Source organism: Delftia sp. ZNC0008, from assembly GCF_000799035.1.
GTDB lineage: Bacteria > Pseudomonadota > Gammaproteobacteria > Burkholderiales > Burkholderiaceae_C > Comamonas > Comamonas tsuruhatensis.
Genome location: NZ_JTKZ01000495.1, coordinates 1 through 13,375, shown reverse-complemented (window position 1 = coordinate 13,375; position 13,375 = coordinate 1). Strand labels below are relative to the sequence as shown.

General features: G+C 69.3%; 14 protein-coding genes. 7 read left to right on the top strand and 7 right to left on the bottom strand.

The features are described 5' to 3' along the window. From L995_RS16730 to L995_RS16705, 6 genes are all read right to left on the bottom strand, one after another. Positions 1-567 (bottom strand): acyl-CoA dehydrogenase family protein (locus L995_RS16730; protein ID WP_047472698.1); only part of this gene is annotated, 567 nt, incomplete at its 3' end. A 5-nt stretch (positions 568-572) separates the two neighbouring features. Continuing rightward, positions 573-1,865, bottom strand: coding sequence for an SfnB family sulfur acquisition oxidoreductase (locus L995_RS16725; protein WP_047472697.1), 1,293 nt, complete (start codon positions 1,863-1,865; stop codon positions 573-575). Positions 1,866-1,948: 83 nt separating this feature from the next. After that, positions 1,949-2,611 carry a methionine ABC transporter permease gene (locus L995_RS16720; protein WP_012203707.1) on the bottom strand — a complete coding sequence of 221 codons (663 nt, stop codon included), beginning with the start codon at positions 2,609-2,611 and terminating at the stop codon, positions 1,949-1,951. Beyond that, complete coding sequence (locus L995_RS16715; RefSeq protein ID WP_047472696.1) at positions 2,583-3,776, bottom strand: methionine ABC transporter ATP-binding protein; 1,194 nt, start codon at positions 3,774-3,776, stop codon at positions 2,583-2,585. The genes L995_RS16720 and L995_RS16715 overlap by 29 nt, the downstream gene beginning before the upstream one ends. Positions 3,777-3,799: 23 nt before the next feature. After that, on the bottom strand, positions 3,800-4,606 hold the full coding sequence (locus L995_RS16710; protein WP_016449092.1) for a MetQ/NlpA family ABC transporter substrate-binding protein: 807 nt from the start codon (positions 4,604-4,606) through the stop codon (positions 3,800-3,802). Between the two features lie 47 nt (positions 4,607-4,653). Beyond that, positions 4,654-5,469, bottom strand: coding sequence for a MetQ/NlpA family ABC transporter substrate-binding protein (locus tag L995_RS16705; RefSeq protein WP_047472695.1), 816 nt, complete (start codon positions 5,467-5,469; stop codon positions 4,654-4,656). 362 nt (positions 5,470-5,831) lie between these two features. On the opposite strand from L995_RS16705, the gene L995_RS16700 reads away from it, so the two are divergent. Next, entirely contained in the window at positions 5,832-6,602 is a 771-nt protein-coding gene (locus tag L995_RS16700) for an SDR family oxidoreductase (RefSeq protein ID WP_013803947.1), read from the top strand. Positions 6,603-6,620: 18 nt separating this feature from the next. On the opposite strand, the gene L995_RS16695 is transcribed toward L995_RS16700, so the two are convergent. Then, positions 6,621-7,628, bottom strand: coding sequence for an AraC family transcriptional regulator (locus L995_RS16695; protein WP_016449087.1), 1,008 nt, complete (start codon positions 7,626-7,628; stop codon positions 6,621-6,623). Positions 7,629-7,820: 192 nt separating this feature from the next. On the opposite strand from L995_RS16695, the gene L995_RS16690 reads away from it, so the two are divergent. The 6 genes from L995_RS16690 (at position 7,821) to L995_RS16665 (ending at position 13,291) form a co-directional block, all read left to right on the top strand. Next, the gene (locus L995_RS16690; protein ID WP_047472694.1) at positions 7,821-8,612 is read left to right on the top strand and encodes an SDR family oxidoreductase; all 792 of its coding nucleotides are present in this window, start codon (positions 7,821-7,823) and stop codon (positions 8,610-8,612) included. 36 nt (positions 8,613-8,648) lie between these two features. Then, positions 8,649-9,944 (top strand): styrene monooxygenase/indole monooxygenase family protein, encoded by a 1,296-nt coding sequence (locus tag L995_RS16685; protein ID WP_047472693.1) that lies wholly within the window; start codon positions 8,649-8,651, stop codon positions 9,942-9,944. Positions 9,945-9,958: 14 nt separating this feature from the next. Continuing rightward, on the top strand, positions 9,959-10,486 hold the full coding sequence (locus L995_RS16680; protein WP_047472692.1) for a flavin reductase family protein: 528 nt from the start codon (positions 9,959-9,961) through the stop codon (positions 10,484-10,486). A 59-nt stretch (positions 10,487-10,545) separates the two neighbouring features. Then, entirely contained in the window at positions 10,546-11,781 is a 1,236-nt protein-coding gene (locus L995_RS16675) for a dienelactone hydrolase family protein (protein ID WP_047472691.1), read from the top strand. Positions 11,782-11,931: 150 nt separating this feature from the next. Next, positions 11,932-12,465 carry a MarR family winged helix-turn-helix transcriptional regulator gene (locus L995_RS16670; protein ID WP_047472690.1) on the top strand — a complete coding sequence of 178 codons (534 nt, stop codon included), beginning with the start codon at positions 11,932-11,934 and terminating at the stop codon, positions 12,463-12,465. Continuing rightward, a complete protein-coding gene (locus L995_RS16665; RefSeq protein WP_269431528.1) occupies positions 12,458-13,291 on the top strand; it encodes a class II aldolase/adducin family protein in 834 nt (277 codons plus the stop codon). Before L995_RS16670 ends, L995_RS16665 begins: the two co-directional genes overlap by 8 nt. The last annotated feature ends 84 nt before the right edge of the window (positions 13,292-13,375 follow it).

Here is a 13,375-nt window from a genome sequence, read left to right as displayed (position 1 = left end):
CCGCGTCCAGTGCGCGAACAGGGCGCCCGTGCAATAGAACTTGCGCCCCTGCACGAACCAGCTGCCGCTCTCGCGCAGCAGCCGGGTGCGGCGCTGGAAGTCGCGGTGGCCGATCTCGGCCAGTGCATTGCCCAGGCGCTCGCCGCGCAGCACACAGTCATAGAAGAAGGCCTTTTGCGCGGGCGATCCGCCCACGCGCAGCACTTCCAGCGAGTAGTAGTGGTTCTGCGGAATGTGGCCGAAGTTGCCATCGGCCGCCGCAATCAGGGCAATGGCCCGCGTCAGCGTGGCCGTGGACACGCCCGCGCCGCCGTACTCCTGGGGAATGGTGATGCCCCACAGGCCGCTCTGGCTGAACTGCTCCACCTCCTGCCAGGGCAGCAGGCGGTCGCGGTCGCGTGCCAGTGCGCCGGGGGCGATGAGGGCGGCAAAACTGCGGGCCGCTTCCAGCGCCTCGGCCTCGCTGCCGATGATGTGGGCGGGCCGGGCCGGAGGCGCTGCGGGAGCGGGCTGGCTGCCCGGTGTGGAGGCCAGGGCCTGCAGCTCTTGGGTCGATGTCTGTGTCATGGCCGTCAGTTCCACTGGTGGCGGCGCGGCAGGGCGCCGTTGAGCAGGTAGTTGCCCAGCAGGTGGTATTTCCAGCGCACGGGGTCGTGCAGCGTGTGCACGCGGGCGTTGCGCCAGTGGCGGTCCAGGCGGTGGGCAGCGCGGCTGGCCGAGGAGCCGGCCAGCGCGAACAGGTGCTCGCCGGCCTGCAGCGCGGCCTCGGTGGTGAGGATCTTGGCCTCGGCCACGGCCACCGAGGCCTGGGCGCTGGCCTGCTCGTCCGCCGCGCCACCCGCCGCTGCAGCAAGCGCATCCAGCGTGCGCGCGGCCTCCAGCAGCACGGCATGGGCCGCATCCACCTCGATCTGCAGCTGGCCGACCTCGTGGATGAGGTGGGGATCGTCGCTGGCGCGCGCCACGCCCGAGTCCATCCAGGGCCGGCTCTTGTCGCGCACGAAGTCCACCGCGTCGCGCAGCGCGCCCTGGGCAATGCCCGCGTCGATGGAGGCCTGGATCAGCTGCGACACCGGGCCGGACAGCGAGGGCGTGGCCTCGAACTGCCAGGCAGGCACCACGTCCTCGGGATGTACCTGCACCTGGTCCAGCTGCACGCTGCCGCTGGCCGTGGTGCGCTGGCCGAAGGAATCCCAGTCGTCGAACACGGTCACGCCCGGCGCATCGCGCCGCACCCAGACCTGCACGATGCGGCCCTCCTCGTCCTGGGCACGGAAGGGCACCCAGTGCGCGAAGGCCGAGCCCGTGGAGTAAAAGCGCGTGCCGCTGACGCGCAGGCCGCCTGCCGCATCGCGCGACAGGCGCGCCGTGGCCTCCAGCACATGGGCCGCGCGCCCCTTGCGCTCCGGCCCGGCATTGCCCAGGCGGTGGCCGGCCAGCACGTCGGCGAACCAGCGGCGCTTCTGGGGCTCGCTGCCCATGTCCCGCAGGTTCTGCAGCACGGCGAAATGGTTCTGCGGAATCTGGCCCAGCGAAGGGTCGGCCGCGCACAGCGTGACGAAGACCTGGGCCAGCGTCTCGTAGGAAGCGCCCAGGCCGCCGTAGGCGCGGGGCACGGTGATGGCGCCCAGCCCGCTGGCCGTGTAGCGCTCGATTTCCTGCCAGGGCAGGCGCCGCTCATGGTCGCGGGCGGCTGCGTCCACGCGCCATTCATCGGCCAGGGCCTGGGCGGCCTGCAGGGCCTCGGCCTCGCTGGCGATGCGGTGCGGAGTGGAGGGCGGCAGGGGCAGGCGCCGCAGCGCCCCGCCCGGGGTGTGGTGTGTGTTGCCGGGCAAGGCTGCGCCCAGGGCATCCGGTGTGGTCATTCCGTGCCTCGTTGCTGAGTCGGTGGGGAGAGGGCCGCCAGGCGGCGGCCCCGGAGGGAAAGGCTTGGTGCCTGTTTTCAGCGTCAGCGGCTGCGCAGCCGGCGCACGTAGCGGTCGCCCAGCACCTGGACCACGGTGACCAGCGCGATCAGCACGGCAATCACCAGCAGCATCACCTGGGTGTCGAAGCGCTGGTAGCCGTAGCGGATGGCCAGGTCGCCCAGGCCGCCCGCGCCCACGGCGCCGGCCATGGCCGAGGAGCTGATCAGCGCCACCAGGGTGATGGTGAAGCCGCCCACGATGCCGGGCAGGGCCTCGGGCAGGTAGACGTGGCGCACGATGTCCCACTTGCGGCAGCCCATGGCCTGGGCGGCTTCGATGAGGCCGGGATCGACCTCGCGCAGGCTGACCTCGACGATGCGCGCGAAGAACGGCGTGGCGCTGATGGCCAGCGGCACGATGGCCGCCCACACGCCGATGGTGGTGCCCGTCACCAGCCGCGTGAACGGGATCAGCGCCACCAGCAGCACGATGAAGGGCGTGGCACGGAAGCCGTTGATCACGCTGCCCAGCGCGCGGTGCGTGCGCGGCGAGGCCAGGAAGCCGCCGGGCGCGGTGACGATGAGCAGCACCGCCAGCGGAATGCCCGCCGCCAGCGCGATGCCGCCCGAGACGCCGACCATCATCAGCGTGTCGGCCAGCGCGTTGCCGTAGCGCTCAATGGGAATGGACAGATTCAGCGACATATCCGAGATCCTTGATGTCATGCGCAATGGCCGCCGGGCCCTGCGTCAATGTGTGCCAGTCATGCGCGGCCGTGCCGCCGCCCAGCGCGATCAGCAGCTGCCCCTGGGCATGGCCCTGGATGCGGTCCACGCCGCCATGCAGCAGGCGCACCCGGCCGCCCAGGGCCTGGGCGATGCGCGGGAAGTCGGGCTCCAGCCCGTCCTCGCCGCGGTAGGCCAGCTGCAGGATGCGTTCGTGGCGGCCTGCGGGCGCGGTGCTCAGCAGGCGCTGGCGCAGGTCGTCGGGCAGGCCGTGCTGCAGCGGTGCCAGCAGGGCGCGCGTGGCCGGGTGCTGCGGGTTGCCGAAGACCTTCCAGACTTCGCCCAGCTCGGCGATGCGGCCCTGCTCCAGCACCAGCACGCGGTCGGCGATCTCGCGGATCACGCTCATCTCATGCGTGATCAGGACGATGGTGATGCCCAGCTTGCGGTTGATGGTGCGCAGCAGCTCCAGGATGGACTGCGTGGTCTCGGGGTCCAGGGCCGAGGTGGCCTCGTCGCACAGCAGGATCTCGGGGTCGGTGGCCAGGGCGCGGGCAATACCCACGCGCTGCTTTTGCCCGCCCGACAGCCGGCTCGGATAGGTGTCTGCCTTCTCCTGCAGGCCCACCAGGGCCAGCAGCTCATTGACCCGCGCATTGATGCGTGCGCGCGGAAGGCCCGCCACCTGCAGGGGCAGGGCCACGTTGTCATGCACCGTCTTGGCCGACAGCAGGTTGAAGTGCTGGAAGATCATGCCGATGCGCCGGCGCAGCTGCACCAGCTGCGATTCGTCCAGCGTGCCGATGTCCACGCCGTCGACCCGCACCTGGCCGCTGCTGGGCTGCTCCAGCCGGTTGATGGTGCGCAGCAGGCTGGACTTGCCCGCGCCGCTGCGCCCGATGATGCCGAAGATGCTGCCCGGCGCGATCTCCAGGCTGATCGCGTCCAGCGCCTGTACGGGCCCGGCCGAAGACTGGTAGGTCTTGGCCACGCCGCTGAAGGCCACGGCGCCGGGTCCGCGGATGGATTCCCGCGTGCTGCCGGCCGCTGCCGATGAGCGCCTGCCCGCCTCATGGGCCGGCCTGTCCGCCTCGTGGGCCGGCCTGTCCGCCAGGGGCTGCCTGGCTGCAATGCTGGTTGACATGGCTGAAGTCCTCCCCGTGCCGCTCAGGGCTTGACCCAGGCCAGGTTGTACAGGCGCTTGTCGTTGGAGAAGGCGCGCTGGGCCTCGGCCTTCACCGCATCGGAGTTCTGGTAGATGCGGATGAACTTCTGCACCACGGGGTCCTGCGTGCGGTTGGCCTTGACCACGAACTGGATGGAAAAGCGCGCATCCTCGATGCCCGAATACGCAAGCCCGCTGGACGGATCGAAGGCCTTGGCCGCCACGATGAAGTGCGGGTAGCCCTGGGCAATATCCACGTCGCCCGTGATGCGCACCAGCTGCGGCCCCTCGACCTCGACGAAGCTGAGCTTCTTGGGGTTCTCGACGATGTCGTCCAGGCTGCCCAGGTAGCCCACGCCGGGCTTGAGCTTGATCAGCCCCACCTTCTGCAGCAAGAGCAGGCCGCGCCCCTGGTTCACGGGGTCGTTGGCAATGCCCACCTTGCCGCCCTGCGGCACCTGGGCGATGGCCTTGTGCTTGAGCGAGTACAGGCCCACGTTGGCCAGGATGCCCGTGCCCGCGCTGGCCAGCTTGTAGCCGTTCTTCTGGATGGCGTTGTCCAGGAAGGGCTGGTGCTGGAAGTAGTTGATGTCCAGGTCGCCCGAGTCCACGGCCACGTTGGGCGTGGTCCAGTCGGTGAACTCCACCACCTGCACATCGATGCCCTGGGCCTTGGCCTCCCTGGCGGCCACGGCCACCGAGTCGGCGTAGGCGCCGGGCACCACGCCGATGCGCAGCTTGTCGGCAGCATGGGCGGAGAACAGGGCCAGGGCGGCCAGCGGGGCGATCAGGGCACGGGAAAGCTTCATCGGGATCTCCGGAAAAAAGGGTTCGAAAAAGGCAGGAAGGGGCTGCGTCACGGCTTGCGCCACGGCAGGCTGTACAACCTGCCGTTGGCAGCGAATGACTTGTGGATCTGCGCCTGCACGGCGCCCGAGGTCTGGTAGATGCGCACGAACTGCGCAATGCGCGGGTCCCGGGCGTTGTCCTGGCGCGAGACGAAGCGGATGGCGTAGTACAGGTCGTCAATGCCCGAATACAGCAGCGCATTGCCGGCCACCTGCGGCCGCCCGGCGTTGACGAAGTGGGCCGGGTAGCCCTGGGCCAGGTCCACATCGTCCAGCGCGCGCACCAGCTGCGGCCCCTCGATCTCGACAAAGCGCAGCCTGCGCGGGTTGGACACGATGTCGTCCAGCCCCGCGCGCGGGCCCTTGCCTTCGCGCAGCTGGATCAGGCCGGCCTTCTCCAGCAGCAGCAGGCCGCGCCCCTGGTTGACGGGGTCGTTGGCCACGCCGACGCGCGCTCCCTCCTTCAGGTCGGCAAAGCGCTGGGTCTTGAGCGAGTACAGGCCGATGTTGGGCAGCAGGCCCGTGGCCACGCTGGTGAAGGTATAGCCGCGCTCGCGGATGGCGTTGTCCAGGAAGGCCTGGTGCTGGAAGTAGTTGAGGTCGATGTCGCCGGCCGCCAGCGCCGTGTTGGGCGTGGTCCAGTCGGTGAACTCGATGACCTGCACGTCCAGCCCCTGGGCGCGCGCCTCCTTGGCGGCGACCTCCACGGAGTCGGCCAGCGAGCCGGGCGTGACGCCTATCTTCAGCGCGGCGGCCGCCGCAAGGCCGGGCAGCGCCAGCGTGGCGGCGAGCGACCAGAGCAATGTGTTTCTGCGCGTGGGCAAGGCGTGGTTCCTCCAGCTCGGCCAGGCCCGGCGCCGGCGCCCACATGGCGCCTGCCGGCATGGCCTCTGAAGGCATTGCAACACCCGGCCCCGGCGCGCACCACGACGGAATTCACATTTCCTTATAGCGACGGTAAAGCGCTGCAAGGCCTTGTTTTGCAAGACTTTCCCTGCCGCCTGCGCTTGAGCTTATTGCCGCAAGAGCTATGGATCGCTGCCGGTTGCGCGGCGGTGCAGCAATCGCCGTGGGCGACAGTCCACGCACGGACTGCGCCATCGCCGTGGGGGACAATGCAGCGGCGCCGCCCGCCACCGGTGCGCGGGCGGCGGCTGCAATACATGCACTACAGGATGGACAAGCAATGGAGATGAAGAACGCAAAGACGGCCGTGGTCACGGGCGGAGGAACCGGCGTGGGCAAGGCCGTGGCGCTGGCCCTGGCGGGCGCGGGCTACCAGGTGGTGGTGGCGGGCCGCCGCCAGGCGCCGCTGGATGAGACCTGCGCCGAGGCCCAGGCAAAGTACGGCGCAGGCGAGCGCATGCTGGGCATTGCCACCGATGTCAGCGACCCGGCTGCCGTGGAGCAGCTGTTCGCGCGCACGGTGCAGCGCTTCGGGCGCGTGGACCTGCTGTTCAACAACGCCGGCCGGGGCAATCCGCCCGGCTCCTTCCTGGACTGGACGCCCGAGCAGTGGCGCGAGGTGGTCGATGTCAACCTCAACGGCATGTTCTATTGCCTGCAGCAGGCGTTTCGCACCATGCGCGACCAGTCGCCGCGCGGCGGCCGCATCATCAACAACGGCTCCATCTCCGCGCATGCGCCGCGCCCCAATTCCAGCGCCTACACGGCCACCAAGCATGCCGTCATGGGCCTGACCAAGACGGCTGCGCTGGACGGCCGTGCCTACGACATCGCCGTGGGCCAGATCGACATCGGCAATGCCATGACCGAGCTGGCATCGCGCATGGCCAAGGGCGTGCCCCAGGCCAATGGCGAGATCGCGGTGGAGCCGCTGATCGACGCGGATGTGGTGGGCCAGTCCGTGCTCTACATGGCCAGCCTGCCGCTGGAGGCCAATGTGCTGTTCCACACGGTGATGGCCACCAAGATGCCCTTCGTGGGCCGGGGCTGAAACGGCAAAGGCAGGCCCTCAGGCCTGCACGCGGCGGCTCGCCGTCTCGGACGGGAGCTCGCCGAAGCGGCTGCGGTACTGGGCCGCGAAGTGGCCCAGGTGCAGGAAGCCGTATTTCTGCGCCACGTCGCGCACGCCGGAGCCGGCTGCGGCGCCCGGGCCCTTGGCTGCCTGGAGTTCGGCGCGCACCCGGTCCAGCCGCAGCTGGCGCAGGAAATCCATGGGCCCCATGCCTGCGTGCTGGCGGAAGGCGGCCTGCAGCGTGCGCGCGCTGCAGCCGGCCTCGCGGCAGACATCGGCCAGCGACAGGGGCTGGTCGGCATGGGCCTGCATGTACTCCTGGGCCTTGCGCACGCCGCGCGGCAGCAGACTGCGCCGGCTGTCCCCGGCCAGTGCGCGGCTGTGGCTGTGCGTGGCCGACATCAGCAGGCTGGTCAGCAGGTATTCCTCCGCATGCCGGGCCAGCGCCTGCGTGGCCTGCAGGGCGTTGCCCGCATCCAGCGTGTGCCGCAGGCAGTCGATGAAATGCACCAGCGGTGCCAGCGCCGGCTGGTCCAGCGGCACGCCCAGATCGAACACCAGGGGCCGGCCTGCGGGCGCCTGCAGCAGCGCCTCCAGCCGCGCTACCAGGGCCGGGCGGGCCATGCGCACGATCAGGTGCGGGCTGTCGTCGGCCCAGCGCATGGACAACGGCTCGGTCGGCGAGGGCAGGGAGGCCAGGCGCGGCGTGGCATCCACCTGCTGCGCGCCGCAGCGGATCTCGGCACTGCCGCGCAGGGGAATCTGCAGCAGGAAGAAGTCCCGCAGATAGCCGGGCTCGATGTGCACGCCGGGGCCGTATTGCACATAGTTCAGGCTGACGTTGCGGGAAAGCGGCGCGCTGTGGTGGCAGGCGTCCAGCTCGGCGCGCGGGCGCAGCATGCCCAGGCCATGCGGACAGAAGACGCGCGCCACGCTTTCGCGGGCCTCGTCCATGTCGTGGCTCTCGAAAAGCCGGTAGCGCTGCAGCGGCAGCGGTGTGTGCATGGCGTGTTCCATAGGCTGGGCAGAACGTAGCAAAAACCACCCGCTCCCACAATTCGGACCATTCCCCGGGAGCCAATTTCTGCGCGCCAGGGACAGCGCCTGCGCTTGCCGGATGCCTGCGCGGCCCGGCCCCCCGTAACGTGTGCTGCACAGGCCAGCCCGGCCTGGCATCCACACGGGAGAACAAGCGTCATGTTCAAGGGACTCGAAGGCAAAAGCGCCATCGTCACCGGCGGCTCCACCCTGATAGGCGCCGGCGTGGTGCGTGCGCTGCACGCGGCCGGCGTGAAGGTGGTCATTGCCGACATCGATGCCGACAACGGCCAGGTGCTGGCCGATGCGCTGGGCGAGGGCGCGCTTTTCGTGCGCACCGACATCACCGACGACGCCCAGGTCGCTGCCTGCGTTCAGCAGGCATGCAGCCGGCACGGCGGCGTGCACATCCTGGTCAACCTGGCCTGCTCCTATGTGGATGAGGGCCTGCAGTCGCCGCGCGCTGACTGGCTGGCCTCGTTCAACGTGAACGTGGCCAGCGCCGTGGCCATGCTGCAGGCCGTGCACCCGCGCATGGTGGCCGCCGGTGGCGGGGCCGTGGTGAATTTCACCAGCATCTCTTCGGAAGCGGCGCAGACGGGGCGCTGGCTCTACCCGGCCAGCAAGGCGGCCATGAAGCAGCTCACGCGCAGCATGGCCATGGACCTGGCGGCCGATGGCATCCGCGTCAACAGCGTATGCCCGGGCTGGACCTGGTCGGCGGTGATGGACCGGCTCAGTGGCGGCGACCGCGCCAAGACCGACCGCGTGGCCGCACCCTTTCACCTGCTGGGCCGCGTGGGCGATCCGCATGAGGTGGCCCAGGTGGTGCTGTTCCTGTGCTCGGACCATGCCAGCTTCGTGACCGGCGCCGACTACGCGGTGGACGGCGGCTACGGCGCCATGGGGCCCGAGCGCGCCGTGGCCGCCATTCCCCAATTGATGGACTAGTACGCAGTACGGACACGGAGCCGCAAGGAGACAGCCATGAAGAAAATCGCCATCGTCGGAGCCGGCCAGTCGGGCCTGCAACTCGGCCTGGGCCTGCTGGCTGCAGGCCATCAGGTCACGATACTGAGCAACCGCACGGCGCAGGACATCGCCCAGGGCCGGGTCATGTCCAGCCAGTGCATGTTCGACAGCGCGCTGCAGATAGAGCGCGGCCTGGGCCTGGATCACTGGTCGCGCGAATGCCCGGTGGTCGAGGGCATCGGCCTGTGCGTGCCGCACCCTGGGCAGCACGGCGGGAAAGCGGCCGGCAAGGCCATCGACTGGGCCGCGCGTCTGAACGCGGGCGCGCAGTCCGTGGACCAGCGCCTGAAGATCCCCGCATGGATGGACGACTTCCGCCGCCAGGGCGGCGAGCTGGTGCTCAAGGACGCGGGCATCGCCGAGCTGGAGGAATGCACGCGCAGCCATGACCTGACCCTGGTCGCCAGCGGCAAGGGCGAGATATCGAGGCTGTTCGAGCGCGATGCCCACCGCTCGCGCTTCGACCAGCCCCAGCGTGCGCTGGCGCTGACCTATGTGACGGGCATGAAGCCGCGCGAGCCGTTCTCCGCCGTGTCCTTCAACCTGCTGCCGGGCGTGGGCGAGTATTTCGTGTTCCCGGCGCTGACGACCACGGGCCCCTGCGAGATCATGGTGTTCGAAGGCGTGCCCGGCGGCCCCATGGACTGCTGGGGCGATGTGAAGACACCGGAGCAGCACCTGGAGCGCAGCCGCTGGATCCTCGACACCTTCGTGCCCTGGGAGGCCGAACGCTGCCGCGACATTGCGCTGACCGATGACAACGGCATCCTCGCGGGCTGCTTCGCCCCCACGGTGCGCAAGCCCGTGGCCACGCTGCCGTCGGGGCGCAAGGTGCTGGGCATGGGCGACGTGGTGGTGCTCAACGACCCCATTACGGGCCAGGGCTCCAACAACGCGGCCAAGTGCGCCGACACCTATCTGCGCAGCATCCTGGCGCGCGGCAATGGCGACAGTAATGGTGACGGATATGGCGCCTTCGACGCCGCCTGGATGCAGCAGACCTTCGACCGCTACTGGTTCGGCTATGCGCAATGGGTCACGCAGTGGACCAACATGCTGCTGGCGCCACCGCCGCCCCATGTGCTCAAGCTGCTGGCCAGCGCGGGCACGCTGGCACCGCTGGCCAGCGCCTTTGCCAACGGCTTCGACGACCCGCGCACCTTCTTCCCCTGGTTCGCGGACGCGGGCGAGGCAGACCACTACATCGACAGCTGCGCGGCCATCGCCGCCATGGCAGCCGTCCCCGCCTAGCCGCAGAGGCCGCCATGAGCACATGCGACACCCCGGCCCCCGCCACGGCCTGCTCCTTCGATCCGCGCGAGCTGCGCAAGGCCTTCGGCCAGTTCACCACGGGCGTGACCGTCATCACCACGCGCGCGCCGGACGGGCGGCGCGTGGGCATGACGGCCAACTCGTTCTCCTCGGTCTCGCTGGACCCGCCGCTGGTGCTGTGGAGCCTAGCGCGCCAGGCGCCCAGCGTCTGCGATTTCCAGGGCGCCAGCCACTTCGCCATCCACGTGCTGGCTGCGGGCCAGCACCTTCTGTCGCGGCGCTTTTCCACGCCGCAGCAAGACAAGTTCGTCGGCCTGGACTGCGCGGAAGGCCCGGCCGGCGTGCCCCTGATCGATGGCGTGCTGGCCCGCTTCGTCTGCCGCAACGTCCGGCAATACGATGGCGGCGACCACCTCATCTTCATCGGCCAGGTCGAGCGCTGCGAACGCTTCGACGGCGAGCCCCTGGCCTTTCACGCGGGCTACTATCAGGTGACGGTGCGGCACCCCGAATGCGTATGACGGGTCATGAAAAAAGCGGCACCGCAGCTTTCCCCACCCTTTGCAACGGAGACAACCCCATGCAGCAGAAAGAACCCCCGGCCAGCCGCCATGTGCGCATCAACGCGCTGGACGGCAGCGGCAGCTTCAACGCCTACCTGGCCGTGCCGGCCTCGGGCAGCGGCCCCGGCCTGGTGCTGGCGCAGGAGATCTTCGGCGTCAACGCCACCATGCGCGAGGTGGCCGACTACTACGCCGAAGAAGGCTACGTGGTGCTGGTGCCCGACCTGTTCTGGCGCCAGCAGCCCGATGTGGAACTGGGCTACACGCCGGCGGACTGGGAGCGCGCCTTCGGCCTCTACAAGGGATTCGACGAGGCCCTGGGCGTGCAGGACATCCAGGCCTGCCTGAACGCCCTGCGCCAGCGCCCCGAGGTCACGGACGGCAAGGCCGGCGTGCTGGGCTTTTGCCTGGGCGGCAAGCTGGCCTACCTGGCCGCCTGCCGCACCGATGCCGATGCGGTGGTCGGCTACTACGGCGTGGGCATCGAGGCGGCGCTGGACGAGGCCGAGCGCATCCGCTGCCCGCTCACCCTGCATGTGGCCGAGCTCGACGCCTTCTGCCCGCCCGAGGCGCGCCAGCGCATCGTCCAGGCGCTGGGCGGGCGTCCCGGCGTGGCCGTGCATGTCTATCCCGGCGTGGACCATGCCTTTGCGCGCAAGGGCGGCGACCATTTCCACCGCGCCTCGGCCCTGATGGCGCATGAACGCAGCATTGCGACGCTCAAGTCCGCCATCGGCCCGCATTTCGACCTGGCCGCGCTGTGGGACAAGCACTGCGAGTACGAGTTCGCCACGCGCAACGTGGACGACACCATGGCCACCATGGTGGCCGAGCCCTATGTGAACCACATCCCCACCATGACCGGCGGCGTGGGCTTCAGCAACCTGCACGCCTTCTATACGAACCACTTCGTCAACAGCAATCCGCCCGATACATCGCTGACCCCGATTTCACGCACCGTGGGGGCCTCGCAGGTGGTGGACGAGATGCTGTTCTGCTTCACGCACACCACCGAGATCCCGTGGATGCTGCCCGGCGTGCGGCCCACGGGGCGGCGCGTGGAGATCCCGCTGCTGGCCGTGGTCAAGTTCCGGGGCGACAAGCTCTACCACGAGCACATCTACTGGGACCAGGCCAGCGTGCTGGTGCAGGTGGGCCTGCTGGACCCGGCGCTGCTGCCCGTGGCGGGCGTGGAGACGGCCCGCAAGCTGATGGACGAGACACTGCCTTCCAACGAACTGCTCAAGCGCTGAGCGCGGCGCGGGCGCACGGGTTTCACCCTGCGCCCGATGGCGGCCTGCAGGCCGCCAGGGCTCTCAGGGTTGCCACCAATGTTGATATGTCAACATTGGTGGATCATGCGGCCATCGCAATCGCCGTCGCCGCCCGGTTCCCTCCGCCCAATGCCCTGCCCACGCACATCCACGATCCCTGCCGCCGATGCCGCCACCGGCCCTGCACCGGACACGCAGGTCTGCAGCCAGACGCTGGCACTGGAGGACTTCATCACCTTCCGCCTGGGCGCGCTGTCCAATGCGCTGCAGACCCAGGTGACGCGCCACTACATCGCGCCGGCATCGCCCGTGGGGCTGACCGAGTGGCGGCTCATGGGCCAGATCCAGCGCCATGGCGAGCTGCATGCCAGCGCGCTGTCGCGCCTGAGCCTGATGGACAAGGCCCAGATCAGCCGCGCGCTGCAGCCGCTGATCGACCGGGGCTGGGTGCTGCGCCGCGCCGACCCGCAGCACGCGCGGCGCCACCTGCTGCAGCTGAGCGAAGCAGGGCAGGCGCTCTTCGACGAGGTGCTGTCCCGCGCACGCCCCTACCAGGCGGCCCTGCTAAATGCCCTGACGGCCGATGAGCGCGCCATGCTGGACCGCATCCTGGACAAGCTGGGCCGTGCCTCCCAGGCGCTCGACCAGGGGCTGGATGCCTGATTTCCCCACAAGCCACTGCACAACTCACCTCAAGACCCACCTCAGAACCCACCCCACGAGCCACACCATGAATTGCTCCATGCACCCTGATGAACGCGCCGCCCGCATCGAACTGGCCGCCTGCTACCGCGTCTTTGCCATGCTGGGCTGGGACGAGCTGATCTACAACCACATCACGGTGCGCCTGCCCAACAGCGTGACGGGCGGTGAAAAGCAGTTCCTGATCAATCCCTTCGGCCTGCATTACGAAGAGGTCACGGCCAGCAACCTGGTACGCATCAATGTGCGCGGCGAGGTGCTGGACGGCTCGCGGCATCCGGTGAATCCGGCCGGCTTCGTGGTGCATGCGGCCATCCACGACGGACTGCCGGGCGCGCACTGCGTGATGCACACGCACACCACCTCGGGCATGGGCGTGGCCTGCCTGGAGCAGGGCCTGTCGCAAAGCAACTTCTACAGCGCCCAACTGCACGGCATGGTGGCCTACCATGACTTCGAGGGCATCACCATCCATGCCGACGAAGGGCCGCGCCTGCTGGCCAGCATCGGCCACCGCAAGGCCGTGATCCTGCGCAACCATGGCCTGCTCAGCTGGGGCAGCGATCTGCCCCAGGCCTTTGTGGTGCTGTGGACGCTGCAGCGCGCCTGCGACGTGCAGATGGCCACCCTGTCCATGGGTGCGCCGCGCATGGTCTCCGACGCCATGGCCCAGCGCTGCAATGAGGACTCGCTGACCTTCAACGCCAGCCACGGCGGTGCCCGCGATGTGTTCGACCACCTGGTGCGCCGTGTGAACCGGCGCGACAGCAGCTATCTCGATCTTTGAACCCGGAGCTTCCCGCGCATGACCATGGAACAGACAAGCATTTCATTCGACAAGGCCTGCATCTTCGGCGCCGGTGCCATCGGC